We start from the raw sequence: 20,913 nt of genomic DNA, 5'->3' as shown, positions 1-20,913 counted from the left end.
TAAGTAGTTAAGATGTGGTCACGATCGGCGCCGATCGTGACCACATTTAGAGCTGCTAACAGAACGGCACGATGGCAGTGGACGTGCCTTTGTATGGCATTGCCCGCGCTCTTCGTTCTGACGATCTCTGTTATGAGATCGCCCTGGTGCTGCCGCCTCCCCGGCCGCGTCCGAAGGGTGGACTACGACCCATCGAGAACCGGGCCGCCCTGACCGGCATCCTGCTCGTGCTGCGCTCCGGTTTACAGTGGATCGGCTTCGAAGCATGCCCCCGGCAAGATCGAAGCTAACTCATTCATATTTCTACAAAATCGACACACAGGTGGGGTCAGGATCGGCGCCGACGATGACCCCACCTCCAACCAAAATTCAGCATTAATTTTAACGTATTGAGCTGTGTTTTGGAGGGGGTGAATCTTCGATGCTTATTCACAATCAGTCCGCGTCACTGCACTAGCACTACCTGGGCACTTTGAGGGCGTCTGCTGCGTTGTCTCGCTTGGGATGGCTTGTGGGGCGGCGATGGATCGGGATCGCGTGGGGACGGACGAGCTCGACACCTGGCTGGCGCCGTTCCTGGCGGTGATGGGGCGCAAGACCCGGCGGACCTGGGCACCGCTCTATCTCCGGGGCCTGCTCGGTCCGGGGGATCGCAAGAGCCTTCAGCCGATGGCGGCACGGCTCGGGCTGTCGGGCCACGACCAGTTGCAGCACTTCATCGCCAGCCCGGCCTGGGACGATCGCCCGCTCTGGACGGAGCTGGCCCGCCAGGCGGATCGATTGGTCGGCGGACCCGATGCCTGCCTGGTGATCGACGACACGGCCCTGCCGAAGAAGGGCACGCGCTCGGTCGGGGTGGCGCGCCAGTACTGCGGTGCGCTGGGCAAGCAGGCCAACTGCCAGTCTCTGGTCTCCCTCACCCTGGCGCAGGGCGAGGTGCCCGTGCCGGTGGGCCTGCGCCTGTTCCTGCCCGAGGCGTGGACGCGCGATCCGCAGCGGTGCGGGCAGGCCGGCGTGCCCGAGCCCGCGACCGTGCCGCGGAGCAAGAGTGAGATCGCGCTCTGCGAACTCGATCGCCTGAGGGCGGAGGGGCTACGCTTCGGCACGGTGCTGGCGGATGCGGGCTACGGCGTCAGCGCCGCCTTCCGTCACGGCCTGGATGCGCGGGGCCTGCGCTGGGCCGTCGGCATCGTCAGGATCCAGAAGGTCTACGCGGCCGACGTGCAGCTCATGCCGCCGACCGGTCGCGCGCGCAAGCCCGCGCCGGACCGGGGGCCGCGGGACGCCGAGGCGGTGCTGGCCGATCTGACATGGCGGCGCGTGACGTGGCGCCAGGGCACGAAGGGCAAGCTCTCGGCCCGGTTCGCCGCCCTCCGGGTGCGGGTCGGCGACGGTCCGGTCTGGGGCAACAACCGGCACCTGCCGGGCGAAGAGGCCTGGCTCGTGGGCGAGTGGCGCTCCTCGGGCGAGCGCAAATACTACCTGTCCAACCTGCCGCCCGGCACGTCACGACGCGCGCTGGCCGGCACGATCAAGGCGCGCTGGGTCTGCGAGCAGGCTCACCAGCAGCTCAAGGAAGAACTCGGCCTGGATCACTTCGAGGGACGGTCCTGGACCGGGCTGCATCGCCACGCGCTGATGACGTGCATCGCCTGCGCTTACCTGCAGCACCTCCGCCTCGCCGAACATCATCGGACGGGGCGGGGAAAAAATGACGACCCGCCTGCCGAGCCCGCCGCCGTCGCCCAGCCTGCCCGCCGTGCGGCAGGCCATCCTCGGACGGCTGTTCGCCAAGCTGGTTCCGCCCGTCCTGTGCCCCCACTGCCGAAGGCGCTTCACGCTGCCCTCTGACCCCAAAATGCCCAGGTAGTGCTAGTGGTCTGAGTTAGAAGTTCGGTTTCAGATTGTGAGTTTGCACCTACGTGTGGGGGATGTCCGCACGGAGGTGACCGATGGCTCGTGGTCCAAAACCTGCTCCTCTCCATCTGACTGAGGACGAGCGCACGCGCCTGGCGGGGCTCGTCCGCCGTTGCAATGTCGGCCAAGCCTTGGCTCAGCGCGCGCGGATCGTGCTGGCCTGCGCTGAGCCGGGATCGACCAACAGTGGCGTTGCCCGTGATCTCGGCGTCAGCCGGATGAGCGTCACGACGTGGCGTGGCCGTTTCCTCGCCCATCGCCTCGACGGCCTCGTCGACCTGCCCCGCTCCGGTGCGCCACGTGCCGTCGCGGACACGGCCATCGAAGGGATGGTCACCCTCACGCTGGAGAGCCAGCCGGAGAACGCCACCCACTGGTCGACCCGCGCCATGGCCCGGCGGGTGGGCATGAGCCAGAGCATGGTCTCGCGGGTCTGGCGCGCCTTCGGGCTGCAGCCGCACAAGACCGACACCTTCAAGCTTTCGACCGATCCCGCCTTCGTCGACAAGGTCCGGGACGTGGTCGGCCTCTACATGGCTCCGCCGCATCGTGCCGTGGTGCTGTGCGTCGACGAGAAGCCGCAGATCCAAGCGCTGACGGGCACGGCCCCCGTGCTGCCGATGCGGCCCGGCCAGCCGGAGCGCCGGACTCACGATTATCGTCGCCAGGGTACGACCGACCTGTTCGCCGCCCTCGACATCCAGGCTGGGACGGTGATCGGCCGCTGTACACGCCGGCACCGTTCGGTCGAGTTCCGCACCTTCCTCGATCAGATCGAGGCGGCCGTACCAGATGACCTCGACGTACACCTCGTGCTTGACAACGCGGCCACCCACAAAACCAAGTTGATCCACGACTGGCTCGTGAAGCGTCCGCGCTGGCATCTTCACTTCACGCCGACATCCGCGTCGTGGCTCAATCTCGTCGAGGGCTGGTTTGCCCTGCTGACCCGTCGACGCCTGCAGCGCGGTGCCTTCCAACAGACCACCGATCTCGAAGATGCGATCCACGCCTACATCGCTCAGACCAACGCCGATCCGAAGCCCTTCGTCTGGACTAAACCCGCTGATGCGATCCTCGCAAGCGTCGGACGCTTCTGTCAGAGAACTTCTAACTCAGACCACTAGGAAGGCGCGCTCAGTCGGATCCGGTTCGGGTCGAGCACGCTGGCCAGCACGACGTCGCCAACCTTGTAGTGCTGCTGGAGCCACTCAGAGATCAGGCGATTCCGCCCGACCACGCGCACGGCTCCGTTCGCGTTGGCCTTTCGGTTAATGCTCGACGTCACCGGCTCGGTGCCGTCGTCGAATGAGATCTGAATGGGCTCGCCGTCCTCGCCCAGGTGCTGGCTAGCTTTGATGCCCGGATTGATGAGACCTTGGTGATAGTAGGCCTGTCCGAGCGTGATCTCGAAAGGGAAGGCAGCACCTGCGGCGGCCAGCTTCTGTGGTCGATCGATCTCGGCAGGCCCGACGTCCACTTCTTCTTCGGCCCTCTCCCGCTCGGCCTCCTCAGTGACGGGCTTGCCCTTGTCGCGCCCGTTCCATGGCGGATCGAACACCTTGATGAGCGAGTCCTCCAATCCGGCCGCGAGGTTGATGTTGTAGTCGCCATACCGCAGGTCGGGAATCGGTGTGAACACGAGGATGCGAACCTCGCCTCCCGCCGAGAGCACCTCTTTGATCTTGGCGTTGCAACGGAGGTTGGTGCGCTGGCCAGCGCCCGGGTTGCGGTACCCGGAGAAGCGCTTCCGGACGCTCTGAGTGGTCTTCCCGATGTACTGCACCGCGTCGCTCTGGACGAACGCGTAGAGCGCGTTCGAGGTGTCCACGAGAACGTCGTTCACGGTCACCTTCTTGCCGTCGAGTTTGAACGCGATGGTCTCCCCGGAGGGCAGCCAAGCCCCGACGTCGGCAAAACCAATCAGTATAAGGTTCTCTTTCGTCAGGCCGGGCATCAGTTCTTATTCAACCCCATCTCGCGGCTCTGCAGCTTCCGCTTCCACAGAGCCTCCATGTCGAGGACGTCCTGGGTAGTCGCGGCTGAACCGGCGACCTCCAGGATGGAGACTTGGTAGTCGCTGGGGTCCCGGCTCTTGAGCCCCTCGTTTCCGCCATGACCGTCCCGGTACGACATCCACCTGCCGTGGAAGCCATCGGCGCCCGTCGCGGAGCCGATGTACTGCTCCCGGGTCTTCGGACAGGTCAGCAGGTAGATCCCACGGGACGCGCCCAGCGTGGCCGCCCAGGTGGAGGGGAGCCCCTCGATCTGTAACAGCGAGGAGATGAACTTGGCGAACCCGGGGAACTCCGGTTCCCGGAAGGCCTGCCGGATTTCCAGGACCTCTTTGTCTTGGTTATCGGCGCGTTGAATCCACGCGCGGCCGCCTTTGCCCCATTCGATAATTAGGCGGCCGGCGAGATCGCTCAGCCTGGCGTCCAGCGTGAGCTCGTAGACGTCGGCCGCCCCGACCTCGTCGAATCCGACGGCGTGCGGCCACTGTCGCACCATTTCGTTCGTGCCGACGTACCGGCAGGCGTAGAAGCCGGCCAGCATAGTCTCGCCGGCGGGAGTGACGACGAAGCTCGCCCAGAAGGGCGCGGTCAGCTTCATTCGGTTCCCGATGCTCTGGCCGTCCTGATAGAACTCGAAGGCCGGCCGGTTGTCACGCCACAACTCGTACGGGGTGCGCCCCTTCAGGGAGTGGCTGTCCTGGTGTCGGAGGAGCCGGACCTCACGTGAAGCGATGCCAGCCTGGGCGAGGAGGGAGTTGAAGCGGAGGGGCACGGCTTAGAGCTCAATCTTCCAGTAGTCGAGCACTTCCTGGACCTCCGCCCGGGGGTAGTGCGGGCCGGCATGCGCAAGGTCGCCCTTGATTGCCGCCCGTCGCTTCCTGACTTGCTTCTTGATCTCGGGCGTCAGGTCGATGACACCCAGCGGCCTCTTCTGGCTAGGCTTGCGAGGCCAACTGTCCGGATAGTCGTCCCACGCTTCCCAGGCATCGAGAGCCTTCACCGTCTCGCCCAAGCTCTCATGGTCGCAGGTCCATTCGTAGAGGTTGCGGGAGCAGATCCGGAGCATGGCCTTGACCTCAGGCATCGTGTCTGTGAACGCCTTCAGGGGCGTCGGCAGCAGGACCATGTTGGCCACGCAAGAGAAGAACCGACGGTCCTTCACGACGTCGTTGCCCTTCTGAAACAGCGGGTCGTCCACTCCCCAGATGTGACAACACGACCAGTGCGGGCGGTCCTTCGTCCGGAGGCCAAGCGCCATCGTGAGCGCCTTGTTGGCTTTCAGGTTCCCCTCGGTCTTGTGGGCAGACTCGCCCGTCGCCCGCTTCGTGTTCATCTGCGGCTCGGACCACTTCCCCTTGTAGAAGTGGTGCCCCCGGCCGTGTTCCGGGTACCATGTCGGCAGCAGTCGGAAGGTCTCAGGCGCTACCCAGCGGGCGGTGCGCTCGATCAGGGTCGCGATGGCCTTCAGGTCGATCTCGGCCCGCAGCGCTTCCAAGCCGTCGGCAGCGACCTTCGGCAACCCATTCTCCCTCAAGTTCCCGCGGCGGGCGGCTTCCCGCGAAAGGATTCTCACATCTGAAAGCTACATGCTAGGCAAAGCAACCGTTAGATACAGTTCCTGAGGACCAGCGTGCCGGGGCATCCGCGTTGATCACCCGCGAGCACACTCAGGAATCACTGTCCCAGGCCTACGTGCACGCTCTCGCCGGCGTCGCCGGCCTCAATCTCGCGGTTCGCACCAACTACGACTATGGAATTGACGGTGCCTTTCACCCGGTCCGCATCGTGGGCGGGGCCAGGGTGCCGTCGGCGTTCCCGGTCGAGTACCAGATGAAAGCCACCACCGACTGGCGGCACTATGGCGAGTTCGTCGTCTACGACCTTGATGCCCGGGCGCATCGGTTCCTGACCAACCGGGAACCGCGACAGGCGATGGCCATCCTCATCCTGCTGTGCCTGCCGCCTGTCGAGGCGCACTGGCTGAACGGATGCGAGGAGCACCTCCGCCTTCGAAACTGCTGCTACTGGTTCCGTCCGGCTGGGCCGCCGACTATCAATGTCTCCTCCGTCCGCATCCGCATCCCGCGCGCCAACGTGCTGACGCCGGACGCGCTGAGGGGCATCATGGCTCTCGCTCGCGCCGAGGGCTCGCGATGACCGAGCCGGCCGATCCCATCGACGGTATCCCGCTTCACTCGCTGAAGCGGTATCTCGTGGCAACCGGCTGGCACCGTCGGGACCTGTCGAGCGGCAACGTCCTGTTCTCGATCGAGCCTGAGGGCGAAGAGGTCGAGATCCTGCTGCCCGAGACCTCGCAAGTCCGGGACCTGCGCGACATGCTGGAAGGGGCAGTCCTCACGTTGTCCGCCCTAGAGCGGCGAAACGTCGCGAATATCGTCGCCGCGGTTCGGGCGATCAGCTTCGACTTGGTGCGGTCGCGGCTCCCAGACACGGCCATTAGGCACGACACCATCCGGCTCGGGGCGGCGGAGGAATTCATCCGCCGCATGACTAAGATCCTGGCCGCCGCGGCGCACGGCGAGCTCCACGTCGGCCCTTACGCTCAGCGCCTGAGCAGTACGGCTACCACCTACGCCAACGAGTGCCGGTTCGGGCACACGTTCCGGGGCAGCTTCGGCTTCACCGTTGAGTCGCCGGTGGGACCGAACACATTGACGGTAGGCGAGATCTCGCCAGCCCCTCCGCTGGAGCGGCGCGCCATCCTGCGACTCGCGCGCGGACTGCGGATCGTCGAGAGCGCCATCAACCCGAGGACCCGTCCGAGATCGTGAAGGCCTACGACCACGGCTTGAACGCGAACGCGTGCGAGGACCTCGCGGCGATGGTCGAGACCCCGCAGGTCGGCGAGATCAAGTTCGACATCGCGTTCTCCCCCGAGTGGGGTGTGCCGGAGGACATCGGCGCTCGGCCGACGGCGACCATCGGCCAGGCTCGTGGCTTGGAGGTCATCCAGGAGGCGGCTAAGGGCTTGCGGGTGATCAACTACAAAAAGCAGCGAACCATCGTCGGGAAGGTGCGGACGCTGCACTCGATGGAGGACACCCCGGCCGAGTTGTTCTCGATCTCCGGCCTCCAGGACATCATGATCGAATGGGAGAGTGAGGAGTTCGGGAAGCGCCAGGTGCGCGTGTCCCTTGGACCAGAGGAGTACCTCCTCGCCATGGAGGCCCACAGAGCCGGGCGGTCCGTGTCAGTGTTTGGTGAGCTGGAGCGCCGGCCATGGCGCCTTGAGAACGCCCGCGACTTCAAGGTGGTCTAGGCGACCACGCGCAGCTTGGGTGGCCTGGACCCGGCGGGCGGCCTCGAGTCCCAGCGACATTTGCAGCCGCCGTGACCATCAAAGCCCGAAATGAGTCAACAGCGGGTGGTAGCCAGATTCGGTTGCGAAGGTCCGCTTCTGGCGCATTGCTGCCGTGAGCGTCCGCCTGCCAGTACGCAGTCGGCTGTCGATCACATGCAGTAAGCGCTCCTTCATGCTGCATTGCCGCCGCAAGCGTCAGAGCGTCCGCTCCATACCGTTGGCGCGTTCATGAGCGCGGAGATGCCGGACCCTTCCGGCAGCGTCCCTTCGATCGCGGCCTGGACGACGGACGGGGCGAGGAAGGCGAGGTTGAGGGTCATGCGCACCGAGCGCTCACTGCAGCCTTCCGCCAAGGCGATGGCATGGGTGTCCGCCACGCGGCCGGCGATAAGATCGTCGAGCCAGAAGCGCGCCTTGGCGATCCCGTCGACGAGGCGTGCCCGGGTCTCGGCCCGCATCGGTCGCGGCGGTGCTGCCCCCTCATCAGCTGCAGATCGGATGACCTCGCGCCGACGACGGCTCGGCCGGACGGACCAGGGCACACGAAGGGGAGCAGGTTCAATGGCTCCTGCTTCGCCCACCCTATGGTCGTGCTCTGCCCCGTCCAGCGTGACAAAGCTGATCGCAAGGTAGCTCGGATGAATGACAATGCGGCTGACGTGATCGCTCAGTTGCATCTCGTCGGACAGAGAGGCTAGATCAGGGGAGGGCATCTGAAGCGCTTCCCGCACCACCTGTTCGATCTCGGGTGCCGACACCCGCGGGACCGACCCGGCATCGCAGCGCTGTCCCGTCTCGAGCGCGCGTGAGACGTAGTAGCGATAGTGGAGAGCGCCCTTCCTGGCCGAGCTCGGTGTCATCCGGTTGCCGCGGTCGTCGTAGAGCAGCCCCGTCAGCCAAGAGCCGGTGTTGCCCCGGACGGAACCTTGCGCCTGCGCCTTCTCGCTCAGCGCCGCCTGGACCGCATCGAACAGCTCGCGTGGGACGATGCCCTCGTGCTCTCCGGGATAGTGCCGGTCCTTGTGGATCACCTCGCCGATATAGACCCGGTTGCGCAGAAGATAGGCCAGCGGTCCCTTGGTGAAGGCAATGCCGCCGCGGATCGTGCCGTCTCGGCGGGGGGATCGTTTGGTCAGGATGCCCCGTCCCTGCAGATCAACCGCGAGCCCGTTCAAGCAGCCGAGCACGAGGTAGCGTTCGAAGATTGTCCTGACCTGAGCCGCCTCATCGGGGTAGGGGACCAGCTTTTTGTCGTGGACGCGGTAGCCCAGCGGCACGGGTCCGCCCATGCGCATGCCCTTGCGCTTCGAGGCCGCGATCTTGTCGCGGATGCGTTCGGCCGTGACCTCGCGCTCGAACTGAGCGAACGACAGCAGGACGTTGAGGGTCAGCCTGCCCATGCTGTTGGTGGTGTTGAAGGCCTGGGTCACCGAGACGAAGGAGACGCCGTGCGCGTCGAACAACTCGACGAGCTTGGCAAAGTCCGACAGGGCACGGGTGAGCCGATCGACCTTGTAGACTACCACCACATCGACGCGTCCCGCCTCGACCTCGGCGAGCAGCCGCTGCAGGGCCGGACGCTCGAGGCTGCCGCCTGACACGCCGCCATCGTCGTAGGCCTCGGGTAGCAGGCGCCAGCCCTCATGCGCCTGGCTCTTGATGTAGGCCTCGGCGGCCTCGCGCTGGTTGTCGAGGGAGTTGAAAGCCTGATCGAGCCCGTGCTCGGTGGATTTGCGGGTGTAGATCGCACAGCGCAGGATCTTGGGGGCGTGGGTCTTGGAAGGCAGGACTTTGGGATGCGGCAGCTTGGAGGGGGATGCCATCACGCCACCCCTCCCACGGCCACAACTATCGATGCCGCTTCGGCCCCGCTTGACGCTCCGGTGGGCACCTTGTCCCGCAGCCCGAAGAAGCGAGGTCCGTTCCAGCGGGTACCGGTGATCGCACGGGCCACCTCCGACAGGCTGGCATAGGTCGTCTCCTTCCAGGCAAAGCCGCCCGTCACCACGGTGACGATGTGGACCTCACCGCCGAACTCCCGCACCAGCAGCGTGCCGGGCCGAAGCCCCGGGCCCGGGATCGGTGGGACGATGGGAGGCGCCTTCGGCTTGGCGGCCCGCTCGGCGGCGGCACGCCGGCGCAGGCGTTCCTTCGCGATCCGATCGAGAAGTCGGGCACTGTCGCGATCGAGGTCGCCCAGCACCCTGGCCTGGATGCGATAGGCCAGAAGCCGCACCATCAGGGTGCGTGACAGATGCGGGGGCGGGGCCGTTCGCAGATGCTGGCGCCAGCGGATGCGCAGGTCGCCCAGATCGAGGGAGGCGAGCCCCTCGATCTCGCGCTTCAGCTCGGGGCTGATCACGGCGGCCATCACCGGGCCTCCGTCGTGGCATCGTCGGTCAGGCGGTAGACAGTCCGACCCTCCGCATCGCATCCCTTCGTGAGGATCATCCCTCGCTTGCGCAGGCCGGTCAGGGCGGCGCGCGTCGAATGGGCGAGCCAGCCGGTGGCAGCCATCAGGTCGGCGACCGTGGCGCCGTCGTCACGCCGCAGCATCGCGATGATTAGCGCCTGCTTCGTCCCGGTTCGCGGCTTTGTCCCGGCGCTGTCCGGTCCGGCGTCGAGGCCGATGCTTTCCCGACCAGCGGTCGTGAGACGCAGCCCGATCGGACCACGCTGGTCTTGATGCCAGTGTAGTTCGTCCTCGGTGACGACGACCTCGACCGCCAGCTTGGTCTTGCGGAGGTTGGCGAACAGCGCCTTGGCGGCTCTGGTGTTCAGCCCTGCGGGACGGGTGATCAGCTGGTCGTGTGACTTGGCGGCTGCTTTCAGCAGCGCGTGGTGGATCTCGTCGATCATGAAGGTGGGCCTTGCGATGGTTGGGCAGCGGGTCTGCTGCCACCAGCGCAACCCCGCGGATCGCGAGGGATCGGCAGGGGGATCGAGGGCGCACCGCGTCGGAGGCCTTGCGAACACCGACAGTTCCGCTCCGTTCGCAGCGCAAGTCCAGTCCGAAGTGACGGGGATCGCTCACACACCAGTGCACGGCTGCCAGCGAACCGAGGCTCCGTCGGCACGCGAACCAGTCTCCAGCACGACGAGCCGAAATGGTGCGGAAGCTGCACCGGCGGCAGGCGAGAAACTGGCCAAAATTGCCCGGAATTAGGTCCGCAGCACCACCCCGGAGGAGGGCCTGCCAAACGCCAGCTTTTCGTTAAGTCCTTGAGACTGCGCATGTCTCCCGCGAAACGCGAATTGCCGTGGTTCGCGGGGAGTGAGTGGTGGGCCCGGCAGGACTCGAACCTGCAACCAGACCGTTATGAGCGGTCGGCTCTAACCATTGAGCTACAGGCCCTGCCCCTCTTCCCGTAGAAGGAAAGAGGGGCCTTCGTCCAGCGGCTGCGCGTTCGAACCTTACGCATTGTCGCCGATTTCCCCGATCCGGTCTTGTGCAGGCGAGGCGTCCGGAACCCGTTCCGGGCCGCCCGGCGTAGGACGGGCAAGACGCTCCCCCTCGCAAGACGCTCCCACTCGATGAAGAGGCACAGCGGTGCCGGGTCAGACCGGGGGAGCCCAAAGGGCAAGGTCGTCTTCGCGTTAAGCTCATGTTAACCCTGTGCCGACGATCGTTCCGGCGTTGGACAAGGGGTCTGTCGACCCGATTGAGGAGCCGATGGGCCGCACGATCCTCGCTTGCCGGCTCGCCGCATCCTCTTTCGCCTGGGCTCTTGCGGGATCGCCGGTTCTGGCCCAGGAACCGCTCCTGCTGAGAATCAGGCCTCCGGACGCCGCTCCGGCCGAGATCGGCGCGGGCGGCGGAATGCCGTCGGCGGAGGAGGTGGCACGGGCCCGGGCCGCGCGCGAAGCGGTGTGGGAACGGGCGGATCGCCGCGCCCGCATCGCGATCGCCTCCGTCTGCAGCGGCTGTCTGCAGCCGGAGCGTCCGGCGGCGCGGCTCACTTCTCAACCGCGCCCGGAGGATGCCATCGTCCGGGCGCAGACGACACCGCCCGAGCCGCCCGCCGCCGGCGACACGGCCCCGGCCGATATCCTCGCCCAGAGCTCAACCAGCCAGACAGGTATTCCATGACCCAGTCGCACCCCACCAGCGGCGCCGAGCCGGATCCGGCCTGCCCGGTCTCCCTCGATCTCCTCGGGGCGGTCTATCGCGCCGAGCCCGAGGACCTGCCCGAGATCCTCGCCGAGATCCCTCCCACCACCCGCGCCAAGCTCGCGGTCTACCTCTACGGCAAGAGCCACATGCATCAGCTCGGCCTCTCGGTGGCCCGTGCCTGCGAGCGGGACGATCTCGTCCGGGTCGCCGGCGAGATCGGCTCGGTGGTCCACGGCCAGGCGCAGATGAAATCCGCGCGGCCCGCCGCCCCGAATCCCGCCGCCCCCCCGCCGCCGCGCAAGATCAGCCTCGGCGGCGGTTCGGCCCCGAAGAAGATCAGCCTCGGCGGATCGTCGGCGAAGTCGCGCTCCTTCGACTGAGCGCCCGCGACCGAGCGCCCGTTCGCGAGATCGTGAGGCGGCAGCGGCCTTTCGTCCGAGGTCGCCCTTACCGCGAGGACGGGCCGCGTGGCATAAGCGCGGCCGGTGCGCCCGGCGGCGCAGGAAGGACTGACATGTTCGGTGCGTGGTGGAAGCTCGGCATGGATGCGACCCTGCTCGCGATGGAATCGCAGCAGGTGATCGGCCTGCGCCTCGCCAAGCTGTCCCTCGGCGGACCGGCCGCGCAGATCGAGGCGCAACGCATGGTGAGCGAGAAGATCATGGCAGCCGGCGAAGCGGCCTTGCTCATGGCGACCGGAGGCTCGACCCAGAGCATGGTCACCGGATACCGCCGGAAGGTCCGCGCCAATGCGAGGCGGCTCTCGCAGGACTGACACGGCCTCGTTGCGGCGCAGCATTAACCGGAGATTAACCAACCTCCGCTTCCATCGGGGCGACCACCCACGAGGAGAGCGCGGATGATCCCTTTCGAACAGCAGGTGCGCGAGCGCGCCTATTCCATCTGGGAAGGCGAGGGCCGGGTGTTCGGCCGCGCCGATGAGCATTGGCTGATGGCCGAGGCCGAGCTACGTGCGGTGAGCCTCGCCGCACCGGTCTACGTTCGGCCCGTGACCGCCGATCTCAGCCTGGCACCGAGCCCGGCCAAGACCCTGAAGCCCCGCGCCTCGCGCAGTGCAGGCACCGCCGCCAAGGCCGTTGCCGAGAAGGCCGTGGCCCAGCCGTCCGAGACCGCACCGCGCCGGACCAGGACGGCCAGCGCCAAATCCGCATCGGCCAAGCCTGCCTCCGCGAAGCCTGCCTCCACCAAGGTGCCTGCCGCTTCCAAGACGACCAAGGCAGCGTCGAGCACCACCACGGCCGCCAAGCCGATCAGCAGGGTCGCCAAGCCGCGCGCTGCCGCCCCGATGGAATCCGCCGCGACCGTCCACTGACGCCGGGCGGCACCGTTCAAGCCCGTCGCCCCTCGCAGGGCGTCGGGCTTCTTGTTGCGCCACGGGGTTTCAGGCATCGCGGCCGAACCGGTCCCCGAGAGCACCCGCCATCGAGGGCGCCAGGCGAGGCGGTGGTGGCGATCATGACCGATCACCTGGAGCGCGCAATCCGGGCCGGGGAGATGCCGAGAGGGGAGGGAGAGGCGGCCCGAGGGGAACGGCGCGACAACCTTTGCCGTTATACGGTCATCGCATCGACGCGAGCCGATTCCCGGCCCACCCTTTCGAGGCCCGCCATGAAGACCGCCCTCTCCGCCTTGTTCGCCGTGTCGATGATGGCCGCGCCCCTGGTCGGCGCCTCCTCGGCTGCCGAGGCTGGGGCAGGCCCCTATCGGGAGCGGCCGGTGGTGCGGGAGGTCGATTCCACCGGCGGCATCGGCGTGGGCGGTCGCGCGCCCTGGAACCAGGCCTGGGAATACGATTCGGGCAGCGACAACGACCGCCGGCCGGAACTTCCCTATTACCAGCAGGGGCGCGGGCAGCAGACCGGTGGGCCGGCGCGCAACCTGCTCCCCGATGACGGGCTCCATATCGTCCCACGCTGAGGGTCGTGGCTGGTACCGCTCTGCAAGCCACACATGACACAAATGCGTCAGAACCGGTCGTCGGCTATGAATAGTCGACGAAAGGGACTGGCGGAGGCGGACGTCTTCGCGTAGCCAACCGCCCGGGGAAAATGGCCCCGAGCGACGGAACGCAGACCATGGCGCAGCAGGCCCAGTCGAGCTTCGATTCTCAGCGTCCTTACGAGCGGATGGCGCTCCAGGACCAGGTCGAGGCCGCAGTCGAGGACGGCACGACCCCGATCAGCCGGCTGCTCCGGCTGATGTTCGCGGTGGATGCGGACGCCACGGCCAACGAAAACCTGCGCCTGCGTCTGCGGGCACGCATCGGCGCTCCGCGCAGCGTCTGATCCCCAGCTCGGGGCCTCTCACAAACTCCCGCTCCGCCTTCATGGCCGGAGCGAGAACCGACCGTGATCGGTAGTTTCGTGAGGCACTTTTAGCGCCGCCGACGAGCGGTGCGGGGCTGCGAGCGCGCCATGCAGGCCGAGTAGATCTGACGGCCGATGGCGTAGAGCCCGATCCCACCCGGGTCGGGCGTGACGAACACCTTCGCGCGTGCCTCGTTGCGACAGGCGGCGTCCTGAGGGCTCTTGATCGGAGCCTCGGCATGGGTCGGGGACACGATTCCCAATAATCCCACAGCGGCGATTCCGACGATCCAGCCTCGCCGGCGCGCCACCGCATTCCTACCGCACGATCCGGCCGTTCCGCCCATCATTTCCGCCCCCCGTCGTTACGGCCAAGTTAGGGCGGATCGGCGGAAAGCGCATCGGTATTATCCACCGAAGATCCGGTTTCGGCAGGAATCGACTTCGGCAGGAATCGACGCCTACGGCATGATCCAGAAGCAGGAGGCCTCCCCGGTCACCGCGAGGCATTCGAACGGGGCTCCGCCGATCATGGCGCGGTGCTCGGGAGCGCCGACGCGATCACGGGCGATTCGGCGGCATCCGGGATGACCGGAGAGATCGGCCGATGCCGCGGCAGGATCGGATGGCGTCCGTCCCATCAGGACACGCAGTTGAACCAACGTATCGCAGGCGACGACGTCGCGCGGCGAGGCATCGCCGGCCGAGGCCGCCTTCGACGCAGCGATGACGAGCAGGATGACGAATCCCCAGCGCTTCTGCGGCATCATGGCGTGACCTCCTCCGGCGTTGCTTTCGCGACGGGAATATAGGGCGCCCGGGGCATCGGCGTCCGCGACCGATGAGCCGTCCGCCACCTGTGGCAATTCAGGATCGGCCGTCAGCGCTTGGCTTTGGCGGGAGGCGCCTTCTTGGCCGCGCGCGCGGGATCGACCGGTACGACCGTTCCCGCGATGGTCCAGGAACAGATGCTGGTCCCGGTGACGCCGACGCAATCGTACTCGTTGCCGTTGAGTGCCGCGTGGTCGGTGATGGCATTCACCGTATCGCGGCCGAGGAGGTTGCAGCTCAGGTGATCGGCCTTGGGATCGGCCAGGGTCGCCGCCGCGATCTTCGCGTCGCCCCCCGATTGCCGCAGGAGCAGACGCAGGTTGGCGAGCGACGGACAGCCGATCGCGGGCGCCGAGGCCGATGCGGAAACCGGGGGGGCGGGGGGCTTGGCCGGCTGCGCTTCGGCGCACGGGCATCCTGCCGCGACGGCGAGGATCACGGCTGCCGGCAGGTGGCGACGATACCCGCTTCTCATGCCGCCCGCTTCGCTTTGGCATAGCGCTTCACGGCCCGCTCCCGCCGAAGCCGCGACAGGCGCTCGATCCAGAAGATGCCGTCGAGCTGGTCGATCTCGTGCTGGAGGCAGGCCGCCTCGAACCCCTCCGCCTCGATCTCGTGCCCGGTCCCGTCGAGGTCGTCGTAGCGCAGCCGCACCGTCACCGCCCGCTCCACGACGTCCGTGACGCCGGGCATGGAGACGCTGCCCTCGGTCTGGGGACCGGTCTCGTCCGACGCGAAGGTGATCTGCGGATTGACGTAGATCGAAGCCGGCGTGCCCGGCTCCAGGCGCAGGACCACCACCCGGGCGAGCCAGCCCACATGCGGCCCGGCGAGACCGATGGCGGAGACGCGGGAGAGGGCCTCCACCAGCTCCGCAGCATCCCGCCGCAGGGCGTCGTCGAACACGGTGACCGGCTCGGCGGCCAAGCGCAGCCTTGGATCGGGATAGAGAATCAGCGACTGGACCGGCACGGGGCAGGGCACCTCACGGAATGGGCTGGGGCGTGGATACGCGATCGACCGGGCGGTGTCCAAACGCGACGCATGGTGGCGGGAGCGCCCGCCTTCCGCTTCCGCGCTCCATGCCGTAAGGCCGCGGGACACATCTCAGGACACCGATGCGCGCATGATCCGCCTCGAGAAAATCGGCAAGCAGAACGGACGGCAGATCGTCTTCATCGAGGCGTCGGCCGCGCTCCAGAAGGGCGAGAAGGTCGGCCTCGTGGGGCCGAACGGCGCCGGCAAGACCACCCTGTTCCGGATGATCACCGGCGAGGAGGAGCCCGACGAGGGCCAGGTCGCCACCGACCGGGGCATCACCATCGGCTATTTCAGCCAGGATGTCGGCGAGATGGCCGGCTGCTCCGTCGTCTCCGCCGTGATGGACGGGGCCGGCCCGGTGAGCGTGGTCGCCACAGAACTGAAGCAGATCGAGGCCGGCCTCGCCGATCCGGACCGGATGGACGAGATGGATGCCCTCGTCGAGCGCTACGGCGAGGTCCAGGCCCGGTTCGAGGAGCTCGACGGCTACGCCCTCGAGGGCCGGGCCTACGAGGTTCTGGCGGGCCTGAGCTTTTCCCAGGAGATGATGGACGGCGACGTCGGCAAGCTCTCGGGCGGCTGGAAGATGCGTGTGGCTTTGGCCCGCATCCTCCTGATGAACCCGGACGTGATGCTCCTCGACGAGCCCTCCAACCATCTCGACCTGGAAAGCCTGATCTGGCTGGAAGCCTTCCTCAAGAACTACGAGGGCGCCCTGCTGATGACCTCGCACGACCGCGAGTTCATGAACCGCATCGTCTCCAAGGTCATCGAGATCGACGGCGGCACCCTCACCACCTATTCGGGGGATTACGTCTTCTACGAGCAGCAGCGGGCGCTCAACGAGACGCACCAGCAGGCGCAGTTCGAGCGCCAGCAGGCGATGCTCGCCAAAGAGATCAAGTTCATCGAGCGGTTCAAGGCGCGGGCCTCCCACGCCGCGCAGGTACAGAGCCGGGTGAAGAAGCTCGACAAGATCGAGCGGGTGGAGCCTCCCAAGCGCCGGCAATCGGTGGCGTTCGAGTTCCAGCCGGCGCCGCGCTCCGGCGACGACGTCGTCATCATCAAGAACGTGCACAAGCGCTACGGCAGCCGCACCATCTACGAGGGGCTAGACTTCTCCATCCGTCGCCGGGAGCGCTGGTGCGTGATGGGCATCAACGGCGCCGGCAAGTCGACCCTGCTCAAGCTCGTGACCGGCTCGACCCCGCCCGACGACGGCAGCATCGCGGTGGGGGGAAGCGTCAAGCTCGGCTACTTCGCCCAGCACGCCATGGACCTCCTCGACGGCGAGCTCACCGTATTCCAGGACCTGGAGCGCTCGTTCCCGCAGGCGGGGCAGGGGAGCTTGCGGGCGCTGGCCGGCTGCTTCGGCTTCTCGGGCGACGACGTGGAGAAACGCTGCCGCGTGCTCTCGGGCGGCGAGAAGGCCCGGCTGGTCATGGCCAAGATGCTGTTCGACCCACCGAACTTCCTCGTCCTCGACGAGCCGACCAACCACCTCGACATGGGCACCAAGGAGATGCTCATCACCGCGCTCGCGAACTACGAGGGCACGATGCTGTTCGTGAGCCACGACCGGCACTTCCTCGCCGCCCTGTCGAACCGCGTCCTCGAACTCACCGCCGACGGCATCCATCAATATGGCGGCGGGTACACCGAATACGTCGCGCGCACCGGCCAGGAGGCACCGGGGCTGAGGAGCTGAGCGGCTGATTTCCCCCTCTCCCCGCGGGCGGGGCGAGGGGATGCACGGCAATGAAAGCGCCTCGAACCCGATCACCCCAGGAGACCGACCATGGATGCCAAGCTTGCCGACATCGTCAGGGCGGCGGCCACGCAGGCCCGGCGCAAGGCCCGCGCCTTCGACGCATCGTCGTCGAAGGACGCACTGCCCTGGGCGGTGGTCGAGGCCTTCGATGCCGACGTACGCGGACATGTGGAACGCGACCGCCGCATCGAGGAGGAGCGTGACCGGGTCCTCATCGCCGCGGTCAATCTCGCCGAGACGCCGCCCGAGGACGGCGACGAGACGGTCGGGGCCGCGCGGGATGCCCTCATCGATGCGATCGACTACCTCGAACAGGCCGTCCTGCGCTTCGGAAGCGTCAACCGCCAGGGAGCCCGCCTCGGCTACGGCGAGACGGGACAGAGGGTGAGCGACGGACGGTAAGGGTTTCGTCCTCCGGGGGTGAACCCGGACCCTCGACATGAGAACGGGCCGGGCTCCCGCGAGCCCGACCCGTTTGCAGGTCCGCGCGGTGGAGTCGGGTCAGGCGGCCCGCACCGTGGCGAGGAAGCGGTGCACTTCTCCGGTGAGATGTTCGGATTGCTGGGACAGTTCGCCAGCGGCGCCGAGCACCTGGCTCGCGGCGGCTCCGGTCTCTTCGGCAGCACTGGCCACGCCGGCGATATTGCTCGTCACCTCGTTGGTACCGGCCGAGGCCTGCGAGACGTTGCGCACGATCTCCTGCGTCGCCGCGCTCTGCTGCTCGACCGCCGCCGCGATGGCAGTGGCTACGGCATTGATGTCCCGGATTCGCATCGTGATCGAACCGATGGCCGAGACCGCCTGGCCGGTGGCGCCCTGGATGTGGCCGATCTGCTGGGAGATCTCCTCTGTGGCGCGAGCCGTCTGGTTGGCCAGTTCCTTCACCTCGGCGGCGACCACCGCAAAACCCCGGCCCGCTTCGCCCGCGCGTGCGGCCTCGATGGTGGCGTTGAGGGCGAGCAGGTTGGTCTGGCTGGCGATGGTCGAGATCAGGCTCACCACATCCCCGATCCGGCTCACGGCACCGCTGAGTTCCTGCACCAGGCCGGCCGTGGTGTCGGCCTCCGTGACGGCGGATTGCGCGAGAGTGGCGGAGCTCGAAACCTGTCGGCCGATCTCCTGCACGGACGTGCCGAGTTCCTCGGCGGCGGCAGCGACGGTGTTCACGTTGACGGCGGCTTCCTCGGCGGCGGCGGCCACGGTGGTGGATTGCGACGCGGTCTGCGTCGCCGTCACCGTCATGGCCTGCGCCGTGGCCTGAAGCTCGGTGGCCGAGGAGGAAACCATGCCGATGATGCCGCCGACGGCCGTCTCGAAATCCTCGGCCATCTTGCGCGTGCCCGCCCGGCGCTGCTCCTCGGCGGAAGCCCGAGCGAGGACCGTGTCCTCTTCGAGCTGACGCGTGCGGATCAGGTTGGTCCGGAACACTTCCACCGCCTGGGCCATCTCGCCGATTTCGTCGCGGCGGCCCATGGACGGCACGGCGGTCGTCTCGTCACCGCCGGCGATGTGACGCATGGCCTGGGTCATGCGCTCGATCGGGCGGGCCACGCCGAGGAACGAGAAGATCATGGCGGAGACCGCCATCACGATGCAGACTGTGAGCATGATGGTCGAGATCCGGATCGCTTCGGCCTGCTGGCTGCGCGCCGCCTCTCCGGCGGCATTGGCGGCCGCCACATTGATCTCCACCAGACGGGTGGCCGCGTCGGCGACCGCCCGATAATTCGCGTGGTTGCCTTCGCGGAAGAAGCTCAGCGCCTGCTCCCTGTCGGTCTCGCGCATGGAGCGGAGCTTTCCCCAATCGGCCTTGAGAATCTCCATCTTGGCGATGAGGTCGTCGTAGGCCGCCTTCTCATCCGCTCCGGTGATCAGGGGCTTGTAGTCTTCGACGGACTTATTGCGCTCCAGCATCATCTCGTTCGCAAGCTTGAGATCGGCCTGCTCGATGGTGCTGTTGGGAGCGGTCAGGTAGCGCAGCTGGGACGTACGGACCCGGAGCACCAGACGATTGATCTTGTCGGCCTGTGTCACCGACGGCACGGCATTGTCGACCAGCACGTCGATCTTGGTGCCGATGTCCTGAAGCTTGTATAGAGCCACCAAGCCCTGCGCGGCCGAAATCGAAACGACGATGCTGAATAGACCTATCAGTACGGCCTTGACCGACAAACGCATGACTTATACCCCCCCAACGATACGATGATAACAACCTGATAGAGGATCTTGCTTAATATTCCATAACTACTTGTATGCAATATAATTCATCTTAAAGTGATTTATATTAATCTTGACTAAACGATTGATTATTCAAACTTATTTAAATAAACTTTCGATCTCTCCGCCATTACTTAATAATGACAAATCATAGACTAACACGCTCACCTCACGAAAACGTTACCGCGAAACCTCTCTCAGTATTCACGAGCATCACAACTTGCTGCCAATAACGGCACAGCAACGGCACGGTGAGGCGTGCCTGATCTCCCACTGACCAAGAGCATAAGGGTCTCGCGCGGAGGTTTGCGGCGTCATGGTTCCAGGCGAGCCAAGCAAGACCGCTCAGCCGAGCCAGCCCGTCAGGACGTAGCAGCATGCGGCGATGAGCGCGGCGGCGGGCAGGGTCAGGACCCAGGCGACGACGATGTTCCCGGCAATACCCCAACGCACCGCCGAGGTCCGGCGGGCCGCGCCGACGCCGACGATGGCGCCGGTAATGGTATGGGTGGTCGAGACCGGGACACCGAGCCATGTCGCCAGGAACAGGGTAATGGCGCCACCCGTCTCGGCGCAGAAGCCCTGCATCGGGTTCAGCCGGGTGATCTTCGAGCCCATCGTGTGGACGATGCGCCAACCGCCGAAGAGGGTCCCGAGCGCCATGGCCGATTGGCAGGCCAGGACCACCCAGAGCGGAATGTGGAAGCTGCTCCCCAGATGCCCCTGCGAGTAGAGCAGCACCGCGATGATCCCCATGGTCTTCTGGGCGTCGTTGCCGCCATGGCCGAGGGAATAGAGCGAGGCCGAGACGAATTGCAGGAGGCGGAAGCTCCGGTCGACCCCGAACGGCGTGGCGCGCCGGCAGGTCCAGGACACGATCAGCACGAGGAGGAGAGCGAGCAGGAATCCGATGAGCGGCGAGAGCACGATGGCCGCGATCGTCTTCGACAGGCCGGACCAGACCACGACGTCGAACCCCGCCTTGGTGATGCCCGCCCCGACGAGGCCACCGACCAGGGCGTGCGAAGAACTCGACGGGATGCCGAGCACCCAGGTGGCGATGTTCCAGGCGATGGCGCCGACCAGCGCGCTCAGGATGACGCGCGGATCGATGATCCCGGCATCGACGATCCCGGTCCCCAGGGTCTGCGCCACGTGAAGGCCGAAGAACAGAAACGCGATGAAGTTGAAGAACGCCGCCCAGAGCACCGCGTATTGCGGGCGCAGCACCCGGGTCGAGACGATGGTGGCGATGGAATTGGCCGCGTCGTGCAAGCCGTTGAGGAAGTCGAAGAAGAGGGCGACGGCGATGAGGCCGGCCAGCGCCGGCAGCGCGAGGGAGGCGGCGTCCATGCCCG

The 20,913-nt window shown here is 66.6% G+C and carries 25 protein-coding genes, 1 tRNA gene and 1 pseudogene; 14 read left to right on the top strand and 13 right to left on the bottom strand.

Annotated elements, in window-relative coordinates:
- Positions 1 to 98: 98 nt before the first annotated feature.
- The 3 genes and pseudogenes from A3OM_RS25195 to A3OM_RS0111410 all read left to right on the top strand — a co-directional run.
- A pseudogene (locus A3OM_RS25195) lies at positions 99 to 251 on the top strand (IS5/IS1182 family transposase); the annotation flags it as partial.
- Between the two features lie 271 nt (positions 252 to 522).
- Positions 523 to 1,851, top strand: coding sequence for an IS701 family transposase (locus A3OM_RS0111415; protein ID WP_018043890.1), 1,329 nt, complete (start codon positions 523 to 525; stop codon positions 1,849 to 1,851).
- 101 nt (positions 1,852 to 1,952) lie between these two features.
- The gene (locus tag A3OM_RS0111410) at positions 1,953 to 3,044 is read left to right on the top strand and encodes an IS630 family transposase (protein WP_026175949.1); all 1,092 of its coding nucleotides are present in this window, start codon (positions 1,953 to 1,955) and stop codon (positions 3,042 to 3,044) included.
- Here A3OM_RS0111410 and A3OM_RS0111405 read toward each other — a convergent pair.
- The 3 genes from A3OM_RS0111405 to A3OM_RS0111395 are packed head-to-tail and all read right to left on the bottom strand — an operon-like array spanning position 3,041 to position 5,451.
- Positions 3,041 to 3,874 (bottom strand): GIY-YIG nuclease family protein, encoded by an 834-nt coding sequence (locus A3OM_RS0111405; RefSeq protein WP_018043888.1) that lies wholly within the window; start codon positions 3,872 to 3,874, stop codon positions 3,041 to 3,043. The two genes, A3OM_RS0111410 and A3OM_RS0111405, sit on opposite strands and share 4 nt — an antisense overlap.
- The gene (locus A3OM_RS0111400; RefSeq protein WP_018043887.1) at positions 3,874 to 4,704 is read right to left on the bottom strand and encodes a GIY-YIG nuclease family protein; all 831 of its coding nucleotides are present in this window, start codon (positions 4,702 to 4,704) and stop codon (positions 3,874 to 3,876) included. Before A3OM_RS0111400 ends, A3OM_RS0111405 begins: the two co-directional genes overlap by 1 nt.
- Before the next feature lie 3 nt (positions 4,705 to 4,707).
- Entirely contained in the window at positions 4,708 to 5,451 is a 744-nt protein-coding gene (locus A3OM_RS0111395) for a hypothetical protein (protein ID WP_018043886.1), read from the bottom strand.
- Between the two features lie 128 nt (positions 5,452 to 5,579).
- On the opposite strand from A3OM_RS0111395, the gene A3OM_RS0111390 reads away from it, so the two are divergent.
- The 3 genes from A3OM_RS0111390 to A3OM_RS0111380 are packed head-to-tail and all read left to right on the top strand — an operon-like array spanning position 5,580 to position 7,212.
- Positions 5,580 to 6,089, top strand: coding sequence for a DUF4365 domain-containing protein (locus tag A3OM_RS0111390; RefSeq protein ID WP_018043885.1), 510 nt, complete (start codon positions 5,580 to 5,582; stop codon positions 6,087 to 6,089).
- Complete coding sequence (locus A3OM_RS0111385; protein WP_018043884.1) at positions 6,086 to 6,724, top strand: hypothetical protein; 639 nt, start codon at positions 6,086 to 6,088, stop codon at positions 6,722 to 6,724. The genes A3OM_RS0111390 and A3OM_RS0111385 overlap by 4 nt, the downstream gene beginning before the upstream one ends.
- The gene (locus tag A3OM_RS0111380; protein ID WP_018043883.1) at positions 6,721 to 7,212 is read left to right on the top strand and encodes a hypothetical protein; all 492 of its coding nucleotides are present in this window, start codon (positions 6,721 to 6,723) and stop codon (positions 7,210 to 7,212) included. The genes A3OM_RS0111385 and A3OM_RS0111380 overlap by 4 nt, the downstream gene beginning before the upstream one ends.
- Before the next feature lie 212 nt (positions 7,213 to 7,424).
- On the opposite strand, the gene A3OM_RS0111375 is transcribed toward A3OM_RS0111380, so the two are convergent.
- From A3OM_RS0111375 to A3OM_RS0111360, 4 genes are all read right to left on the bottom strand, one after another.
- The gene (locus A3OM_RS0111375) at positions 7,425 to 9,077 is read right to left on the bottom strand and encodes a recombinase family protein (protein ID WP_018043882.1); all 1,653 of its coding nucleotides are present in this window, start codon (positions 9,075 to 9,077) and stop codon (positions 7,425 to 7,427) included.
- Complete coding sequence (locus A3OM_RS23845) at positions 9,077 to 9,625, bottom strand: DUF2924 domain-containing protein (RefSeq protein WP_018043881.1); 549 nt, start codon at positions 9,623 to 9,625, stop codon at positions 9,077 to 9,079. The genes A3OM_RS0111375 and A3OM_RS23845 overlap by 1 nt, the downstream gene beginning before the upstream one ends.
- Complete coding sequence (locus A3OM_RS0111365) at positions 9,625 to 10,113, bottom strand: DUF3489 domain-containing protein (RefSeq protein WP_018043880.1); 489 nt, start codon at positions 10,111 to 10,113, stop codon at positions 9,625 to 9,627. The genes A3OM_RS23845 and A3OM_RS0111365 overlap by 1 nt, the downstream gene beginning before the upstream one ends.
- 420 nt (positions 10,114 to 10,533) lie before the next feature.
- Positions 10,534 to 10,609, bottom strand: a tRNA-Ile gene (locus A3OM_RS0111360).
- A gap of 318 nt (positions 10,610 to 10,927) precedes the next feature.
- Here A3OM_RS0111360 and A3OM_RS0111355 point away from each other — a divergent pair.
- The 6 genes from A3OM_RS0111355 to A3OM_RS0111330 all read left to right on the top strand — a co-directional run bounded on the left by A3OM_RS0111355 (position 10,928) and on the right by A3OM_RS0111330 (position 13,674).
- Positions 10,928 to 11,344 carry a hypothetical protein gene (locus A3OM_RS0111355; RefSeq protein WP_018043879.1) on the top strand — a complete coding sequence of 139 codons (417 nt, stop codon included), beginning with the start codon at positions 10,928 to 10,930 and terminating at the stop codon, positions 11,342 to 11,344.
- Positions 11,341 to 11,748 (top strand): hypothetical protein, encoded by a 408-nt coding sequence (locus A3OM_RS0111350; RefSeq protein ID WP_018043878.1) that lies wholly within the window; start codon positions 11,341 to 11,343, stop codon positions 11,746 to 11,748. Before A3OM_RS0111355 ends, A3OM_RS0111350 begins: the two co-directional genes overlap by 4 nt.
- A gap of 134 nt (positions 11,749 to 11,882) precedes the next feature.
- Entirely contained in the window at positions 11,883 to 12,143 is a 261-nt protein-coding gene (locus tag A3OM_RS0111345; RefSeq protein WP_018043877.1) for a hypothetical protein, read from the top strand.
- Positions 12,144 to 12,227: 84 nt separating this feature from the next.
- The gene (locus A3OM_RS0111340; RefSeq protein WP_018043876.1) at positions 12,228 to 12,701 is read left to right on the top strand and encodes a DUF2934 domain-containing protein; all 474 of its coding nucleotides are present in this window, start codon (positions 12,228 to 12,230) and stop codon (positions 12,699 to 12,701) included.
- A gap of 296 nt (positions 12,702 to 12,997) precedes the next feature.
- Entirely contained in the window at positions 12,998 to 13,306 is a 309-nt protein-coding gene (locus tag A3OM_RS0111335) for a hypothetical protein (RefSeq protein ID WP_018043875.1), read from the top strand.
- A gap of 158 nt (positions 13,307 to 13,464) precedes the next feature.
- On the top strand, positions 13,465 to 13,674 hold the full coding sequence (locus tag A3OM_RS0111330; RefSeq protein ID WP_051074402.1) for a hypothetical protein: 210 nt from the start codon (positions 13,465 to 13,467) through the stop codon (positions 13,672 to 13,674).
- Positions 13,675 to 13,763: 89 nt separating this feature from the next.
- On the opposite strand, the gene A3OM_RS0111325 is transcribed toward A3OM_RS0111330, so the two are convergent.
- The 4 genes from A3OM_RS0111325 to A3OM_RS0111310 all read right to left on the bottom strand — a co-directional run bounded on the left by A3OM_RS0111325 (position 13,764) and on the right by A3OM_RS0111310 (position 15,498).
- Positions 13,764 to 13,949: a hypothetical protein gene (locus tag A3OM_RS0111325; RefSeq protein WP_244474456.1), complete on the bottom strand. Its 186-nt coding sequence runs from the start codon at positions 13,947 to 13,949 to the stop codon at positions 13,764 to 13,766.
- 207 nt (positions 13,950 to 14,156) lie between these two features.
- Complete coding sequence (locus tag A3OM_RS0111320) at positions 14,157 to 14,465, bottom strand: hypothetical protein (RefSeq protein WP_018043872.1); 309 nt, start codon at positions 14,463 to 14,465, stop codon at positions 14,157 to 14,159.
- A 110-nt stretch (positions 14,466 to 14,575) separates the two neighbouring features.
- Complete coding sequence (locus tag A3OM_RS0111315; RefSeq protein ID WP_043764325.1) at positions 14,576 to 15,001, bottom strand: hypothetical protein; 426 nt, start codon at positions 14,999 to 15,001, stop codon at positions 14,576 to 14,578.
- A complete protein-coding gene (locus A3OM_RS0111310; protein WP_026175944.1) occupies positions 14,998 to 15,498 on the bottom strand; it encodes a peptide deformylase in 501 nt (166 codons plus the stop codon). The genes A3OM_RS0111315 and A3OM_RS0111310 overlap by 4 nt, the downstream gene beginning before the upstream one ends.
- 154 nt (positions 15,499 to 15,652) lie before the next feature.
- Between A3OM_RS0111310 and A3OM_RS0111305 the strand changes: the two genes are divergently transcribed.
- Complete coding sequence (locus A3OM_RS0111305; protein WP_018043869.1) at positions 15,653 to 17,275, top strand: ABC-F family ATP-binding cassette domain-containing protein; 1,623 nt, start codon at positions 15,653 to 15,655, stop codon at positions 17,273 to 17,275.
- A gap of 90 nt (positions 17,276 to 17,365) precedes the next feature.
- Positions 17,366 to 17,740, top strand: coding sequence for a hypothetical protein (locus A3OM_RS0111300; protein WP_018043868.1), 375 nt, complete (start codon positions 17,366 to 17,368; stop codon positions 17,738 to 17,740).
- Between the two features lie 99 nt (positions 17,741 to 17,839).
- Here A3OM_RS0111300 and A3OM_RS0111295 read toward each other — a convergent pair whose 3' ends face one another.
- Together A3OM_RS0111295 and A3OM_RS0111290 are read right to left on the bottom strand one after the other, a co-directional pair.
- Entirely contained in the window at positions 17,840 to 19,516 is a 1,677-nt protein-coding gene (locus A3OM_RS0111295; protein ID WP_026175943.1) for a methyl-accepting chemotaxis protein, read from the bottom strand.
- A gap of 384 nt (positions 19,517 to 19,900) precedes the next feature.
- Positions 19,901 to 20,908 carry an inorganic phosphate transporter gene (locus A3OM_RS0111290; RefSeq protein WP_018043866.1) on the bottom strand — a complete coding sequence of 336 codons (1,008 nt, stop codon included), beginning with the start codon at positions 20,906 to 20,908 and terminating at the stop codon, positions 19,901 to 19,903.
- Positions 20,909 to 20,913: the final 5 nt, after the last annotated feature.

It is taken from the genome of Methylobacterium sp. 88A (assembly GCF_000376345.1).
GTDB lineage: Bacteria > Pseudomonadota > Alphaproteobacteria > Rhizobiales > Beijerinckiaceae > Methylobacterium > Methylobacterium bullatum.
Note: the sequence above shows the minus strand (reverse complement) of the source record. Positions and strands in the feature narration are given on the sequence as shown.